Source organism: Vibrio sp. PID23_8 (assembly GCF_003584965.1).
Lineage (GTDB): Bacteria > Pseudomonadota > Gammaproteobacteria > Enterobacterales > Vibrionaceae > Vibrio.
In genome coordinates, this window is the sequence record NZ_LIXE01000014.1 from 61,388 (window position 1) to 77,932 (window position 16,545).

Here is a 16,545-nt window from a genome sequence, read left to right on the forward strand (position 1 = left end):
CGAGAGAAAAAGGCAAAAAGAGCAATAAAAAAGGGAAGCTTATGCTTCCCTTGCTGGTGGAGAGAGTGTGAGTTACTCACCGGTGTAAACAATCAGTACCTTATCGTCTTGGTATTGACGCTCGAACGCGTAGTAACCTTCTTGGTTACGAGTGATGTGCTTACCTTGAGCAACCGCTGGGTGGCGTTTACGGAATTCGCCTAGCTTTTGCCAATGTTGCAGGAGATCTTCACGCTCGCCATGAATCTTGTCCCATGGCATATCAGAGCGAGTGCCTTGATGAGCATCTGAGCCGGTAACGCCGAAGTCACGAGCGATCTCATCACCGTAATAGATTTGTACAGCACCTGGCGCCAGCATCAGTGCATTGGCTGCACGAGCTTGATCGTCAAAGCTACGACTGCGTGCCGACCAGAACAATTGAGTATCGTGTGAAGACAGGTAGCTCAGCACGTTGAACTCAGGATCGGTATTGATGCGTTCTGCGTAGCGACGGTAGTCACCATCAAGCTGAGCGAAACACTTCAATGCTTTTGGTGCAACATCGGATTGGAACTCGAAGTTGATGATGGAATCGAAGCCGTTATCAAAATACGGGCTTTTCACCACGCTGTGCGCCCACACTTCACCTGTCATCCAGAAAGGAAGGTCATCTAAGGCTTTGTCTGGGTTGTTTTGCTTCCATTCAGCAAGGGCTTGAGTGGTGCTTGCTTTCAGCTCTGCCCAGGCTTTCATTTCAACGTGTTTGGCGGTGTCGACACGGAAACCATCAATGCCGTAGTCACGTACCCAATCGGATAACCAGCGAATGAGGTGTTCACGTGGGGTTTGCAGTTCAGCTTGCGCATTAGTGTCTTTATTGCGGAAGAAGTTTGGTAATCCGGTTTTCTGTGTTGATTCGGTTTTGAGATCCGGCAAATAGTTCAAAGACATGGTGATGTCGTTGTAGCCCGGCGCATCGTAATCACCGATATCGGTGCGAAGCCAATCTTTGCCCCACCATTTCTCCCACGCTTCGCTATCACCGTATTTGATGTAGTCGTTGAAGCTGTGCCAGCTTTGTCCCGATTTTGGTTGCCAGTCGGTCCATTTCTCACCAAGGATTTCTTTCGCTTCTTGGTCATCAAGGTAAAGCTGACCAAATCCGAATTCCTGCATGTCTGCTAATGTCGCGTAGCCGGTGTGGTTCATGACCACATCCCAAATCACGCGGATGCCTTTTTTGTGCGCGGTATCGACGAAGGCTTTCAGTTCATCTTCGGTACCCATGTTGGCATCTAATTTTGTCCAGTCTTGATGGTAGTAGCCGTGGTAGCCGTAGTGCTTAAAGTCGCCTTTATCACCGCCTCCAACCCAACCATGGATTTGTTCCAGTGGCGAGGTTATCCAAATTGCATTCACACCAAGGGATTCGATGTAATCGAGCTTTTTGGTCAGGCCTGCTAAGTCACCACCGTGGAAGGTACCTATCTCGTATTTGCCGTCTTTGCTACGACCGTAGCTGTTGTCGTTGTCTGGGTTGCCGTTATAGAAACGGTCGGTCATAACGAAGTACACCGTCGCGTTATCCCAGCTGAACGGTTTCTCGGCTTGCTGCTCAACTTCTTCTAGCAATAACAGGCCTTGGCTCATAGGACCAGGCTGCATGGTCACACTGCCATTAGTTACCGTGGCTTCTTGTCCGGTTAATGCATCACGAACGACAGTGCCATCAGTAAAGGTTTGGGTAACGTCGATGGTTTTTGGCGTATCAGTCGCTACAGGACAAGAGTAGGTGATGTCCTGATTCTGTTTGGGCTTTAGTTTAACCGTTAGCTCGTTAGTGTTAGGGTTAAGCGCAAATTGATAGGTATTGGCTTTGAAGATGCGTAGTGGCATGTTCGCATCTGTAGCACAGTTATCCATTTTTAATGGACGATTGAACTTGATGCGGTTTTCTTCTGCTAGGGCAAAGCGACTGCCACAGCTTTGTTTGCTGTCGGCAATGGTAAAGGTGTAGCTGCCTTTTTCTAGTTTTTGCTCTGCGACAAGTAACCCTTCAGAGTTTTTTTCGAACACGGTAGTGTCGTCACCAACGGTTAATACGATGGCATTTTCTGGTATTTGGTTACAGGCGCTCAGTAGACCGATAGACAGTGCGAGAATTGTTTTTTTCATTGTGTCCTTCTCCCGAATAAACAGCCTAGTTATAGCAAAACAGTGCCTCTACAATCCGAGCTCTGCACCGATAAGTTAAACGCATCTCACCCTACAAATTTTCGTATTGTTCACAAAATGAATAATAAATGCTGCTCACATCAGTTTGAAGACAACAAAAAAGGGAAGCATCAGCTTCCCTTTTACTTATCTCTTGATCACTTCTTTAGAGTAATGAATTACTTTTGCAGAAGCGAGATGTCTGCGATCTGTAGGAACAGGTTACGCAGGTTGTTCAGTAGTGTCAGACGGTTCTTCTTAAGTGCTTCGTCGTCTGCCATTACCATGACGTTGTCGAAGAAAGCATCTACGGACTCACGTAGGTCAGCAAGTTTGCTTAGGGCTTCTTGGTAGTTACCCGTTGCAAATGCAGGCTCTAGCGCTTCTGTCATTACTTCAACGTTTTCAGCTAGGGTTTTCTCAGCGTCTTCTTGTAGTAGCGCAAGATCGATCTCTGCGGCTAATTCACCGTCGAATTTCGCGAGGATGTTACCTACACGTTTGTTCGCTGCGGCTAGCGACTCAGCGGCTTCTAGCTCACGGAAGTGAGAAACCGCTTTAACTCGTTGGTCGAAGTCTGCTGGTTTAGTCGGACGACGCGCGAGTACCGCTTGGATGATATCTACGCTGAAACCGGCATCTTGGTACCATGCACGGAAGCGACCTAGCATAAATTCGATCACGTCAGTTTCGACACTTTCGTTGGTTAGCTTGTCGCCAAACTGTACTTTCGCTTCGCGGATAAGGTCAACAAGGTCTAAGTTGTAACCATTTTCAACGATGATACGTAGCACACCTAGTGACGCGCGGCGCAGTGCGAATGGATCTGAGCCTTTCGGCGCTTGACCAATGCCGAAGATACCAACAATCGTGTCTAGCTTGTCAGCCATCGCAACCGCTGAAGAGACGCCGTTTGATGGCAGTTCATCACCCGCGAAACGAGGCATGTACTGCTCGTATAGCGCCAGAGCGACTTGCTCATCTTCACCATCGTGACGTGCGTAGTGCATGCCCATTACGCCTTGAGTATCCGTGAATTCGAATACCATTGACGTCATCAGATCACATTTTGCCAGTAGGCCAGCACGTGTTGCTTTATCGACATCCGCATCAATTTGCTTAGCGATGTAGCCCGCTAGAGCAGCAATGCGATCGGTTTTGTCTTTGATCGTCCCCAGTTGCTTCTGGAAGATCGCTTGTTCTAGTTCAGGTAGACGGTCGATAAGCGGACGCTTACGGTCTGTATTGAAGAAGAATTCAGCATCAGCAAGACGAGGACGAACCACTTTCTCGTTACCTTCGATTACGTAGCGAGGTTCTTTCGATTCAATGTTTGATACGAAGATGAAGTTAGGAAGTAGCTTCTTATTCTCGTCATACACAGGGAAGTATTTTTGGTCACCTTTCATGGTGTAAACCAAGGCTTCAGAAGGTACTTTTAAGAACTCTTCTTCGAACTTCGCTGTTAGCACGACTGGCCATTCAACCAGAGACGTGACTTCTTCTACTAGGTCATCTTCTAGATCAGCGATACCGCCAACTGCTGCGGCTGCTTTTTGTGCGTCAGCGAGAATGATCGCTTTACGCGCTTCGTAATCTGCCATTACTTTACCGCGCTCTTCTAGGATCGCAGGGTATTGCTCAGCAGAATCGATAGTGAACTCTCGCTCACCCATGAAGCGGTGACCACGAATAGTGCGGTCAGATGCGACACCGAGGATTTCACCCTCGATTAGGTCGCTGCCCATTAGCATGGTTAGCGTTTTTACTGGGCGGATAAATTGAGTCGTTTTGTTACCCCAACGCATTGGTTTTGCGATAGGCAGGTTTGCTAGTGCTTTCGCTGCAAGTTCAACTACGATCTCAGACGTTGGCTGACCTTTCACTTCTTGTTTGAACAGTAGCCATTCGCCTTTGTCCGTTACCATGCGCTCTGCTTGGTCAACCGTGATGCCACAACCACGCGCCCAGCCTTGAGCGGCTTTCGTTGCGTTGCCTTCTGCGTCAAATGCAGCAGAAACTGCAGGACCACGCTTTTCAACGATTTTGTCTGCTTGGCTTTCTGCTAGTGCTGCGACTTTAAGTGCAAGACGACGAGGAGCCGCGAACCACTTCACGCCTTCGTGAGCAAGCTCAGCGCCTTTTAGTTCTGCTTCGAAGTTTGCTGCGAATGCTTCAGCTAGAGTGCGAAGTTGCGTTGGTGGTAGCTCTTCTGTGCCTAGCTCGATTAGAAATTCTTTTGCCATGTTATTCTACCCCTTACGCTTGTTCTTTCTTACACATTGGGAAGCCAAGCGCTTCACGCGATGCGTAGTATGCTTCTGCAACGGCTTTCGTCAGATTGCGGATGCGCAGGATATAACGTTGACGTTCAGTTACTGAGATCGCTTTACGTGCGTCTAGTAGGTTGAATGCGTGACCTGCTTTTAGGATGCGCTCATAAGCGGGTAGCGGAAGTGGTTTTTCAAGCTCAAGCAGCGATTTACACTCTTTTTCACACTGTTCGAAGAAGCTGAATAGGAATTCAACGTCAGCGTGCTCGAAGTTGTAGGTTGATTGTTCTACTTCGTTCTGGTGGAAGATGTCACCATAAGTCACGTTAGAGCCGTCTGGTGCGACGTTCCAAACAAGATCGTAAACGGAGTCTACTTCTTGGATGTACATTGCTAGACGTTCGATACCATAAGTGATTTCGCCAGTGACTGGCTTACACTCAAGACCGCCAACTTGTTGGAAGTAAGTGAACTGAGTCACTTCCATGCCGTTTAGCCAAACTTCCCAGCCTAGACCCCATGCGCCTAGTGTTGGGTTTTCCCAGTTGTCTTCTACGAAACGGATGTCGTGTACAAGTGGGTCAATACCAAGTATTTCTAGAGAACCTAGGTACAACTCTTGGATATTGTCTGGTGATGGTTTTAGCGCTACTTGGAATTGGTAGTAGTGCTGAAGACGGTTAGGGTTTTCACCGTAACGGCCATCAGTCGGACGACGTGAAGGTTGTACGTAAGCTGTCGACATTGGCTCTGGGCCAAGCGCTCGTAGACAGGTCATTGGGTGAGAGGTACCCGCACCAACTTCCATATCTAGAGGTTGAACAATGGTACAACCATTTTGAGCCCAATAATCCTGCAGCGCGAGGATCATTCCCTGGAAGGTTTTGATATCGTATTTTTGCATAAGTTTGGTTCGCGCGATTCTCTTATTACTCGTCAATTCGTCTCTTTTGCTGAGTTTTCTAACCTCAACAATGGCGATTAAGAGTAATTACGGTTGAATAAAATAACAATCAAGTATACCCAGATATTGAGTATGGGAGTAGCGCTAATCTTGATTAATTCGTGGACGATTTTCGCCTTTAATGAATTTTTACCACTTTATCTGCTGAAATTTTCTTAAAAGGGCGTTTTCGCTGAGTTTCACTCTTGAGGTGATGTTTAAACATGGCTAGAATTGCGCCTGTCTTTGGGGAGTAGCTTACTCGATGAAATGTCTGTTTCATCTCGTTCGTTCGTCAACATAATTGGTGCAAAATCACCATGGCGTTCGAGACTCATCAACCCGATGAGTTTAGCAAGACCTTAGACAAATTATCATGAACCGGGGTGGGGCGTGAGGTTTGTCTACGGTTAAAATAATTATCCCGCCCCCAATGAGCATGTCGTGAGCGTTTTAGCTATTTCAATTACTACCGTAGCGTTAGCAGAAATTGGCGATAAGACCCAATTGCTATCTCTATTACTTGCCAGTCGTTACCGTAAGCCGATTCCTATTATTGCAGCCATCTTTTTGGCAACCATTGCCAACCATGCTTTGGCTGCATGGTTAGGTGTGGTCGTCGCCGATTACTTATCGCCAGAAGTATTAAAATGGGTGCTGGTGGTCAGTTTTGTTGCCATGGCGGCTTGGGTTCTGATCCCAGATAAGTTGGATGATGACGAGCAAATTTCTAACCGTGGCCCTTTTATTGCCAGTTTTATTGCCTTCTTTGTGGCTGAGATTGGTGACAAAACACAGATCGCGACCTCTATTTTGGGTGCGCAATATGCGGATGCATTAAGTTGGGTCGTTTTAGGTACGACGATCGGCATGTTGCTGGCCAATGTGCCTGTGGTTCTGATCGGTAAATTATCGGCAGATAAGATGCCGTTAGATCTCATTCGTAAGATTACTGCGTTGCTATTTGTTGGTTTAGCGATTGCTGCTGCACTATTTTAATTTTACGTTTTCTAAATGCGGTGACGGAGCAATGACGAGTTAAGTGATGAGGTGGTCAAACTTTGCCTCAAAATCGTTCAGGAGCGTGACGGATGACGTATTAGTGTCATACTTGTCATGGTACTTTAATTGTGTGAATGATAGCGAGAGGGCAAGTTTATGCTGACACGTTACATGGGGATGACCCCAAAGAATCAGAGTTATTTATTCACCTTTGGTTTGGCATTATGCCTACTGGCGATGGTGTTAACTGACATGTGGTTGCCGATAGTCGCGGGATCTTTCATTCTTACCGGTTTGACGGTAGAAGCGTGGATTCGGGTCGCTCACATCATTCCGATGCATGAAGAAATGCGGGCGATGAAAAAGCAATTAAACAAGCTACAATCAGAAATTCGCACATTAGAATACGACGAATAGATAAACGGCAGCTCATTGAGCTGCCGTTTTTTTGGTTTGCAGAGTGGCGATTATTCCAAACCTTTCTTAATCAAGTACTGATATGGAAGCTGTTCCGTTTGTGCAGCAACCAGTTGGTGATCCATAAATCGGCAGAAACTCGGGATATCTCGGGTTGTGGACGGGTCGTCTGCTTTAACCAGCAATACCTCACCATCTTGCATATTTCGAATTGTCTTCCTGACCATCATCACTGGCTCTGGGCAGCGTAGTCCTTCCGCCTCTAACGTCGTTGTCGCCAGTTCAGGATTAAAATTCATAGTGTGATTCTCGTAACTTACTTAACGGTGAATTTTACTTTCGTTGAAAAAATATTCAATAACCACTTGGCAAACAGATTTTTTTGATTTACCTTAAATTAACAATTTGGTAACAACTGGCAAGGAGAGGCGATGTTAACCGCATTAGACAGACTTACGATATATTCGGTTTTATGCTTTATCTCGTTCTGCGCTTTAGTACTCAGAACGCCAGCTGAAACCTCATTAATGCCTCTTGCAGGCATGAGTGCAACGATTATTGGGATTTGGATTGAGATGCACAAATGGTCTGGTGCGTCCGAGCAAGAAAATTAGCGCTTCTTGCTTCAATCGAAACTTATAGACACTGCTCACTTATTTTTAACGACACTTAATTCCGACACTATCCCCAATTTTCTTGGGCTTCCCCGCTGAAAGGCGGGATTTTTTTTGCCTGAAGAGTACAATTTATCCAAATCCCCTACATGATAAGTGGCAAATCGTGGAATTAGAAGATATCTATCGTCGAGATCTTAACTTATTGGTCGCGTTGCGCGTGCTGATTGAAGAGAGCAGTGTCAGCAAGGCAGCAACGCGCTTGAATTTAAGCCAATCTGCGATGAGTCGTGTGCTCGGGCGCTTGCGCGACCTGCTCGGTGATCCGTTGTTTACACGCCAAGGTCAGCACTTGATCCCAACCCAAAAAGCGTTAGAAATCGATCGTTCCTTAGGCGAACCATTGGAGTCTTTACGTCAGTTGTTGTCGCCACGCGAGTTCGATCCACGTAATTGCGATCAAACCTTTAATATCGCCACCACCGATTACGCAATGCAGACGATTCTGCCTTTTGCTTTGCCGCGTATTTATCAAGAAGCGCCGAATGTGTCTTTTAATTTCTTGCCACTGCAACACGATCGTTTATCTGAACAGTTGACTTATGAGAGTGCCGATCTCGCTATTTGTCGCCCAACCGGTCCTGTTGAGCCACTGCGTAGCGAAGTGCTTGGCCGAGTCGGGGTGCTGTGTATGCTCTCCAAGCAACATCCATTAGCAGAGAAAGAGATGAGCTTAGATGATTACCTTCGCTATCCGCATGCGATGATTGCGATAAGTGATGGAGTCAAAGCGTTGATTGAGCAAGCCTTAATCGAAAAACCAAAACGTAAAATGGTGCTGCGTGCTTACCATTTGGAAGCGGCACTGGCGATCGTCGATACTTTACCAATCATCATTACCGTGCCTGCGGATTTGGCGTATTTGGTTGCTGACCGCTATGATTTGGTGGTGAAGCCATTGCCATTCCATTTCACCCCGTTTGAATATTCAATGATTTGGCATGCGCGCTGTGAACATTCGCCAGCTCAAGAGTGGTTGCGTGCGGTAGTACGAGAAGAGTGTAGTCGCCTGATCGCTAAGCGAATTGAGGATATGGGATTGGACTAGTTTTCCGAAAATCGAAATAGCAAATAGCAAAAAGCCGGGCAATGATGAATGGCCCCGGCTTTGTTTATTTTATAGAGTTGCTAGCGCTTATAGTTTGATAACCACACGACCAGTTACTTGGCCGTTAGTGATGTCTTCTGCGTATTTTGGTGCTTCTGCTAGTTCTACTTCAGTACACGCTTGTTCGAAGTAGCTGTCTGGTAGTAGTTCAACCAATTTTTCCCATGCTGCTGTACGTTTTTCAAATGGACATGAAACAGAGTCCACACCTTGTAGGCGAACGTTACGTAGGATAAATGGCATCACTGTCGTTGGTAGATCGAAGCCACCTGCAAGACCACAAGCGGCGACTGCACTGTTGTAATCCATTTGCGCCAATACTTTTGCGAGAACTTTGCTGCCTACGGTATCAATGGCACCTGCCCATACTTGCTTTTCAAGTGGACGAGCAGGTTCTTCAAATTCAACACGATCAATAATGCGGCTCGCACCCAGTTTCTCTAGTAATGGACCGTTTTGTTCAACACGACCTGTCACGGCAGCCACCTTGTAGCCAAGCTGAGCTAATAGTGTGACTGCGACAGAGCCAACACCACCACTTGCGCCAGTGACTAAGATTTCACCCGCTTCAGGTTTGATACCCGCATCTAGCAGAGCTTGAACACATAGCATGCCAGTGAAGCCCGCTGTACCAATCATCATCGCTTTCTTGCTGTCTAGACCTTTAGGTAGTGGTACTAGCCAATCCGCTTTTAGACGAGCACGTTGCGACATACCACCCCAGTGGTTTTCACCCACGCCCCAACCTGTTAGGACCACTTTGTCGCCAGTTTGGTAACGTGCATCTTCAGAGCTGACTACCGTACCTGCTAGGTCAATACCAGGCACCATCGGGAAGTTACGGATGATTTTACCTTTACCTGTGATCGCAAGGCCGTCTTTGTAGTTTAACGATGAGTAATCAACGTCAATTAGAACGTCGCCTTCAGGCAGCTGTGTCTCATCGATTTGCTCGATGCTAGCGATAGTACGTTTGTCTTCTTGATTTAGAACTAGAGCATTAAACATAAGGTTCTCCGAATGTGCGGTAGCGTGACTCTGGGTCACATGCAGCAAGATATCAACTGGTACTGAGTGTATGTCTTCTTTGTTTATGAATAAAATGAAACTTGAGCATTTAATGCATGCTTTTTATGCATGTGGATAATATGGAGCAAAAAACAAAGGGCGACATCAGATGCCGCCCTTAAGTGTAATACTAAAACTTTTCAGTATTGGTTTATTTGCTTGTGATTGTTGGGTTGATCACGACGATCATCAAACAATTATGGACGTTCAAATACTGTAGCAATGCCCTGACCTAAACCAATACACATGGTTGCTAGACCATATTTTGCGTCTTTGTCTTCCATTAGGTTGATCAGCGTGGTTGAGATGCGCGAGCCTGAACAACCAAGTGGGTGACCTAATGCTATCGCACCGCCGTTGAGGTTGACCTTTTCATCCATTACTTCAAGCAAACCTAAGTCTTTCGCACACGGTAGTGATTGTGCAGCGAATGCTTCGTTGAGCTCAACCACGTCCATGTCTTCAATCGATAGACCTGCACGTTTAAGCGCTTTTTGCGTTGCAGGAACAGGGCCATAACCCATGATGGAGGGATCGCAGCCCGCAATAGCCATGCCTTTAATACGTGCGCGGATCTTTAAGCCAAGTTCGTTGGCTTTCTCTTCGCTCATGATCAACATAGCTGAAGCGCCATCAGACAGTGCCGATGATGTACCTGCAGTTACGGTGCCGTTTGCTGGATCGAACACAGGACGAAGTTGAGAAAGACCCTCTACAGACGTCTCAGGACGAATCACTTCATCGTAATCCAAGGTGAACAGGGTGCCGTCGGCTGCGTGACCTTCAATTGGTAGGATTTCATTTTTAAAACGACCTTCGACGGTTGCGGCGTGCGCTCGGGCGTGAGAGCGCGCTGCAAACTCGTCTTGTTGCTCACGGCTAATGCCATGCAGTTTACCAAGCATTTCAGCGGTTAACCCCATCATGCCGGCGGCTTTTGCTACGTTTTTTGATAGGCCAGGGTGGAAGTCGACCCCGTGGTTCATTGGTACGTGACCCATGTGTTCAACACCACCGATCAGACAGATTTCAGCATCGCCAGTCATGATCGCACGAGTACCGTCATGCAGTGCTTGCATGGATGAACCACACAGACGATTAACTGTTACCGCACCAACTTCAATTGGCAGACCCGCAAGTAGCGCCGCATTACGCGCAACATTGAACCCTTGTTCTAAGGTTTGTTGTACACAGCCCCAGTAGATATCTTCAATCTCGCTTGGATTCACTTGCGGGTTACGTGCCAGAATTCCTTTCATTAGGCGCGCAGACAGGTCTTCTGCTCGTGTATGACGGAAAGCACCACCTTTAGAGCGACCCATTGGAGTACGTAGACAATCGACTACGACAACATTTCTTGTTTGATTAGTCATTTTAGAATCCCTCCTTAGATAGAACCTTGCTGTTGTGTGCCGTAAAAGCTTTCGCCTTTCGCTGCCATATCAATCAGCATTTGCGGTACTTGGTACATTGCACCTAGCTCTGAGTATTGTTTTGCCATGGCAACAAACTCAGCGATGCCTACACTATCTAGGTAGCGGAATACGCCGCCGCGGAATGGAGGGAAGCCAAGGCCGTAAACCAGTGCCATATCCGCTTCTTGAGGAGTGGCTATGATGCCTTCTTGCAGACACAGTACCACTTCATTGATCATTGGAATCATCACTCGATTGATGATGTTCTGGTCATCAAAGTCCTGCTTATCGGCACAAACGTCAGCGAGTACTGGCAAGATATCTTCAGAGAAGGTTTTCTTAGGCTTACCTTTTCTATCAATGGTGTAGCTGTAGAAACCACTGCCATTCTTCTGACCGTATTTGTTTGCTTCGAATAGTGCATCGATCGCATCGCGACCTTGTTTGCCCATACGCTCAGGGAAACCTTGTGCCATTACTGCTTGTGCGTGATGAGCGGTATCAATACCAACGACATCGAGCAAGTACGCCGGTCCCATCGGCCAGCCGAATTTGCGTTCCATGACTTTGTCGATTTTCGTAAAGTCTGCGCCATCACGAAGTAGCATGCTGAAGCCACCAAAGTATGGGAATAGAACGCGGTTAACAAAGAACCCTGGGCAGTCGTTGACGACAATTGGTGATTTGCCCATTTTCGCTGCGTAGGCGACAACGCGATTGATGGTTTCATCTGAGGTGTGTTCACCACGGATAATCTCAACAAGAGGCATGCGATGCACAGGGTTGAAGAAGTGCATACCACAGAAGTTTTCTGGGCGTTTTAGCGATTTTGCTAATAGGTTGATTGGAATCGTTGAGGTATTTGAGGTGATAACGGTATCGTTACCGACATGCGCTTCCACTTCAGTTAGAACTGCCGCTTTTACTTTCGGGTTTTCAACTACGGCTTCAACAATCATGTCCGAGTCTTCAATACCCGCGTAATGTAAGCTTGGTGTGATAGACGCTAAAATGCCCGCCATCTTAAAGCCATCAATGCGGCCGCGAGATAAGCGTTTATTAAGCAGCTTAGAGGCTTCGGTCATTCCTAAGTCGAGTGATGGTTGTGCGATGTCTTTCATTAAGACTGGCACGCCTTTGAGTGCAGATTGGTATGCGATGCCGCCGCCCATGATGCCCGCACCAAGTACGGCTGCACGTTGTGTATCTTTACTTGCAGACCTAGCGGCTTTTTTAGCAATGCCCTTGATGTATTGGTCGTTAAGGAACAAGCCAACCAGTGATTTTGCTTCCTCTGACTTAGCCAGTTTTACGAAGTGCTTACGTTCAATGTCGAGTGCTTCGTTACGAGCAAAGCGAGCGCCTTCTTCAATAGTAATAACGGCTGTCATTGGCGCAGGGTAATGAGGCCCAGCTTTTTGTGCCACTAGCCCTTTCGCCATAGTAAAGCTCATCATCGATTCAATTTTGCTTAGTTTTAGCGGTGATGTTTTTTGCTTGCGACGTGTTTGCCAATCTAGCTTCTCATTAATTGCTGATGTCAGAGTTTGTAGTGCTGAATCATAAAGCGCATCAGTATCAACGATTGCATCTAAAAGACCAATCTTTAATGCTTCATCGGCGCGGCATGCTTTACCTTGAGTGATCACTTCCATGGCGCTGTCGGCACCGATGACACGTGGCAGACGTACACAGCCACCAAAGCCCGGCATGATACCCAGTTTGGTTTCTGGTAGACCGATGCTGGTGGTCTTGTCACCAATACGCATGTCAGTGGCAAGCACACACTCACAACCGCCACCCAAAGTGTGACCTTTTAGTACCGAGATCGTTGGGACGGGTAAGTCTTCTAGCTTGTTAAAAATGCTGTTCGCAAATTGCAGCCACTGATCGAGTTCAGCGTCTGTTTTAGCAAAAAGACCTAAGAATTCGGTGATGTCCGCACCAACAATGAACGCGTCTTTATCTGAGGTGAGCATCAAGCCCTTCAGTCCTTGGTGCGCAATCAAGGCATCAAGTGCTTTGTCGAGTGACTCTAGTGTTGCTAGGTCGAGCTTGTTGACGGATTTTGGAGAGCAGAAGCTAAGCTCTGCAATACCATTGTGTACTTCCTTTACCTGTAGGGTTTCGGCTTGGTAAATCATTGTCTATCTCCATGACATACAATCTTGGATTGTCTGTATACCGATTTGATGTTGGCTAAAGGCCGTGTGATACAACAAATAGATATAGAGGAAAGTCGTTTATTCTTATTCTGGTTAGACCAGTGAGATTAGTTTGGACCGCAGATTGGTTAATTTCAATACATTTTTCAAACAAGTGTTTAACATTGTGCGCTAGTGCAGATCTTATGCGACGTGTAAATCGGTCTCGTGATAGACTTTGAACAAAGAAAAAAGTGACCTAATTCTATGAATGACCAACCTTATCTGATCCCAGCTGAGCTTATGCAATTTGAAGAAGAGATCAAAAAGAGCCTCTTTATTACCTATTTGGCTCATACTCCTAGTGTAGAAGCGGCGAAAGCATTTGTGGAGCAGATAAAATCCAAACACTCTGACGCAAGACATAACTGCTGGGGTTTTGTTGCTGGCAGGCCAGAAGACTCAATGAAGTGGGGGTTCAGTGATGATGGTGAGCCCTCCGGTACCGCAGGTAAACCAATACTCGCTCAATTGTCAGGATCAGGTGTCGGAGAAATCACAGCCATAGTGACGCGTTATTATGGTGGTATTCGATTAGGTACAGGAGGACTAGTGAAAGCTTATGGTGGTGGTGTACAACAAGCTCTCAAGCAGCTTCAAACAATTGAGAAAAAAATAACCACAAAGCTCAGACTAGAGTTAGACTATGGCTTTATACCTATCGCACAGTCGTTAATGCCCCAGTTCGGTGCGGCTGAAGTCGACGCCGAATACAGCGATCAGGTGGTATTAATCGTGGAAATCGAGCTACGTGAAGTGAGCGCGTTTACCCAAGCTATCATCAACAAAAGTGGTGCAAAGGCAATTGTCACCCCACTAGACGGACAATAATGAAAAATAGGAAGCCACAGGGACAGCTTCGCTAGTCAATTAATCCATGCAATTTCGTTCAATTATTCGAATCGTCGGGCTATTGCTCGCGCTTTTTAGTGTCACAATGCTTGCGCCTGCACTGGTTGCGCTTATCTATAGAGATGGGGCGGGTGTACCGTTTGTCACGACATTTTTTGTTCTCCTTTTATGGGGAGGGGTATGTTGGTTTCCAAACCGAAGGCATAAGCACGAGCTTAAAGCACGTGATGGCTTTCTTATCGTTGTTCTTTTTTGGACGGTTCTAGGTAGTGCAGGTGCCATTCCTTTTCTGATTGCAGATCATCCAAATGTTTCTGTAACCGATGCCTTTTTTGAGTCTTTCTCTGCTTTAACGACCACTGGTGCAACGGTGATCGTCGGACTCGATGAGTTGCCAAAAGCGATTTTATTCTATCGCCAGCTTCTACAATGGTTTGGTGGTATGGGTATCATCGTATTGGCGGTAGCAATTCTTCCAGTTCTCGGCATCGGTGGTATGCAGCTGTATCGCGCCGAGATACCCGGACCAGTCAAAGACACAAAGATGACCCCTCGTATTGCAGAGACAGCAAAAGCATTGTGGTACATCTACTTAAGTTTGACTATCGCATGTGCTGTGGCATTTTGGTTGGCAGGCATGACGCCTTTCGATGCAATCAGCCATAGCTTCTCCACCATTGCCATCGGTGGTTTCTCCACGCACGATGCTAGCATGGGCTATTTTGATAGCTACGCCATTAACATGATTACCGTTGTCTTCTTGTTGATTTCGGCATGTAACTATTCTTTGCATTTCGCCGCGTTTGCGTCTGGTGGTGTGCATCCTAAATACTATTGGAAAGATCCAGAGTTCCGCGCGTTCGTCTTTATTCAAGTAGTCCTGTTCTTGGTGTGCTTCTTATTACTGTTGAATCATCACTCGTATGACTCGCCTTATGATGCCTTCGACCAAGCGTTATTCCAAACCGTGTCTATATCTACTACGGCAGGTTTTACCACTACTGGTTTTGCTGATTGGCCGTTGTTCTTACCAGTGCTGCTATTGTTTTCTTCTTTTATAGGCGGTTGTGCAGGTTCGACTGGCGGCGGCATGAAAGTGATCCGTATTCTATTGCTGACTTTACAAGGTGCACGTGAACTGAAGCGTTTAGTCCACCCTCGTGCGGTGTACACCATCAAAGTGGGTGGCAGTGCCCTACCGCAGCGTGTCGTTGATGCAGTTTGGGGATTTTTCTCTGCTTACGCATTGGTGTTTGTAGTATGTATGTTGGGTTTGATTGCAACAGGAATGGACGAACTAAGTGCATTCTCTGCGGTGGCCGCAACACTAAATAACTTAGGGCCAGGTTTGGGCGAAGTTGCACTTCACTTTGGCAATGTTAATGACAAAGCAAAATGGGTATTGATTGTTTCCATGCTATTTGGTCGTCTGGAAATATTTACCTTACTTATTCTACTTACGCCGACGTTTTGGCGTAGCTAAGGGGAAAACGTGGCAAAAGCATTATTTCTATACTCTTCACGTGAAGGGCAAACGAAAAAAATTCTTCACTATATAGATGAACAACTACCAGGCTTCGATTGCGAGTTGGTGGACTTACATAATGTAGAGACGATGGATTTCAGCCAGTATGACAGAGTATTGATTGGCGCTTCTATTCGTTATGGCCATCTTAATAAGAAGCTATACCAGTTTATTGAGCGAAATTTGACTCAACTCGAGCAACACAAAGTGGCGTTTTTCTGTGTCAATCTAACTGCTCGTAAAGAAGACCAAGGGAAAGACACACCAGAAGGTAGTGCTTATATTCGTAAGTTCCTGATTAAGTCGCCATGGAAACCAACTTTGATTGGTGTGTTTGCTGGCGCACTTTACTACCCACGTTATGGTTGGTTCGATAAAACCATGATTAAGTTCATTATGTCGATGACAGGTGGCGAAACTGATACAACGAAAGAAGTGGAATACACGAACTGGGAAAAAGTTGCTCTTTTCGCCGATAAGTTCAAATATCTGTAGGAATAACGTGCTCTTTTAAGCGTTTTTGCTTCAATTTTATTCGAACAATAAAAAAATCAAAAAAAACGTGAAAAAGGGCTTGCCAATGTGATCGCAATCTCTATAATGCCACCTCGCTGACACGGCAACGCTTCGAAAGAAACGAAGTTGAGTTGGCAAGCCAATTAGCCAAGCGGAAACGCTTGAAAGAAAGTTTGAAAAAAGTGGTTGACACTAAACTTTAACTCGCTAAAATGGCCGTCCGATTTGAGCGAAGCTCAATAGGAAAGCTCTTTAACAATATAGACCTATCAATCTGTGTGGGCACTCGTTGATGATAATCCAATTAGAAACTTCGGTTTCAAATTAGGTTTCAATGAACTGAGTGACCAAT

At 46.3% G+C, this 16,545-nt stretch carries 14 protein-coding genes; 7 read left to right on the forward strand and 7 right to left on the reverse strand.

Going from position 1 to position 16,545, the window contains the following annotated elements; genetic code table 11:
• Positions 1-72: 72 nt before the first annotated feature.
• The 3 genes from AK966_RS17510 to glyQ form a co-directional block, all read right to left on the reverse strand.
• The gene (locus tag AK966_RS17510; protein WP_119464604.1) at positions 73-2,157 is read right to left on the reverse strand and encodes an alpha-amylase; all 2,085 of its coding nucleotides are present in this window, start codon (positions 2,155-2,157) and stop codon (positions 73-75) included.
• A gap of 218 nt (positions 2,158-2,375) precedes the next feature.
• Complete coding sequence (gene glyS, locus AK966_RS17515; RefSeq protein WP_119464605.1) at positions 2,376-4,442, reverse strand: glycine--tRNA ligase subunit beta; 2,067 nt, start codon at positions 4,440-4,442, stop codon at positions 2,376-2,378.
• A 13-nt stretch (positions 4,443-4,455) separates the two neighbouring features.
• A complete protein-coding gene (gene glyQ / locus AK966_RS17520; RefSeq protein WP_099080508.1) occupies positions 4,456-5,373 on the reverse strand; it encodes a glycine--tRNA ligase subunit alpha in 918 nt (305 codons plus the stop codon).
• Between the two features lie 483 nt (positions 5,374-5,856).
• On the opposite strand from glyQ, the gene AK966_RS17525 reads away from it, so the two are divergent.
• Both AK966_RS17525 and AK966_RS17530 read left to right on the forward strand, forming a co-directional pair.
• Positions 5,857-6,411 (forward strand): TMEM165/GDT1 family protein, encoded by a 555-nt coding sequence (locus tag AK966_RS17525; protein ID WP_099080509.1) that lies wholly within the window; start codon positions 5,857-5,859, stop codon positions 6,409-6,411.
• A gap of 159 nt (positions 6,412-6,570) precedes the next feature.
• Positions 6,571-6,831 (forward strand): hypothetical protein, encoded by a 261-nt coding sequence (locus tag AK966_RS17530; RefSeq protein WP_099080510.1) that lies wholly within the window; start codon positions 6,571-6,573, stop codon positions 6,829-6,831.
• Between the two features lie 50 nt (positions 6,832-6,881).
• On the opposite strand, the gene tusA is transcribed toward AK966_RS17530, so the two are convergent.
• A complete protein-coding gene (gene tusA / locus AK966_RS17535; RefSeq protein ID WP_099080511.1) occupies positions 6,882-7,130 on the reverse strand; it encodes a sulfurtransferase TusA in 249 nt (82 codons plus the stop codon).
• A 132-nt stretch (positions 7,131-7,262) separates the two neighbouring features.
• Here tusA and AK966_RS17540 point away from each other — a divergent pair, with 132 nt between their 5' ends.
• Together AK966_RS17540 and AK966_RS17545 are read left to right on the forward strand one after the other, a co-directional pair.
• Positions 7,263-7,445 carry a hypothetical protein gene (locus AK966_RS17540; protein WP_005458692.1) on the forward strand — a complete coding sequence of 61 codons (183 nt, stop codon included), beginning with the start codon at positions 7,263-7,265 and terminating at the stop codon, positions 7,443-7,445.
• Between the two features lie 166 nt (positions 7,446-7,611).
• The gene (locus AK966_RS17545; RefSeq protein WP_182852742.1) at positions 7,612-8,553 is read left to right on the forward strand and encodes a LysR family transcriptional regulator; all 942 of its coding nucleotides are present in this window, start codon (positions 7,612-7,614) and stop codon (positions 8,551-8,553) included.
• An 87-nt stretch (positions 8,554-8,640) separates the two neighbouring features.
• Here AK966_RS17545 and AK966_RS17550 read toward each other — a convergent pair whose 3' ends face one another.
• The 3 genes from AK966_RS17550 to fadB form a co-directional block, all read right to left on the reverse strand.
• Positions 8,641-9,621 carry an MDR family oxidoreductase gene (locus tag AK966_RS17550; protein ID WP_099080513.1) on the reverse strand — a complete coding sequence of 327 codons (981 nt, stop codon included), beginning with the start codon at positions 9,619-9,621 and terminating at the stop codon, positions 8,641-8,643.
• Positions 9,622-9,878: 257 nt separating this feature from the next.
• The gene (fadA, locus tag AK966_RS17555) at positions 9,879-11,054 is read right to left on the reverse strand and encodes an acetyl-CoA C-acyltransferase FadA (RefSeq protein ID WP_099080514.1); all 1,176 of its coding nucleotides are present in this window, start codon (positions 11,052-11,054) and stop codon (positions 9,879-9,881) included.
• 14 nt (positions 11,055-11,068) lie between these two features.
• Positions 11,069-13,240, reverse strand: coding sequence for a fatty acid oxidation complex subunit alpha FadB (gene fadB, locus AK966_RS17560; RefSeq protein ID WP_119464606.1), 2,172 nt, complete (start codon positions 13,238-13,240; stop codon positions 11,069-11,071).
• 267 nt (positions 13,241-13,507) lie between these two features.
• Between fadB and AK966_RS17565 the strand changes: the two genes are divergently transcribed.
• Genes AK966_RS17565 through hemG form a run of 3 tightly spaced genes read left to right on the forward strand, consistent with a single transcriptional unit; the run spans position 13,508 to position 16,172 of the window.
• On the forward strand, positions 13,508-14,131 hold the full coding sequence (locus AK966_RS17565; RefSeq protein ID WP_099080516.1) for a YigZ family protein: 624 nt from the start codon (positions 13,508-13,510) through the stop codon (positions 14,129-14,131).
• Positions 14,132-14,177: 46 nt separating this feature from the next.
• Positions 14,178-15,635, forward strand: a complete 1,458-nt coding sequence (locus AK966_RS17570; RefSeq protein ID WP_099080517.1) for a TrkH family potassium uptake protein — start codon at positions 14,178-14,180, stop codon at positions 15,633-15,635.
• 9 nt (positions 15,636-15,644) lie between these two features.
• The gene (gene hemG / locus AK966_RS17575) at positions 15,645-16,172 is read left to right on the forward strand and encodes a menaquinone-dependent protoporphyrinogen IX dehydrogenase (RefSeq protein ID WP_099080518.1); all 528 of its coding nucleotides are present in this window, start codon (positions 15,645-15,647) and stop codon (positions 16,170-16,172) included.
• Positions 16,173-16,545 lie beyond the last annotated feature (373 nt).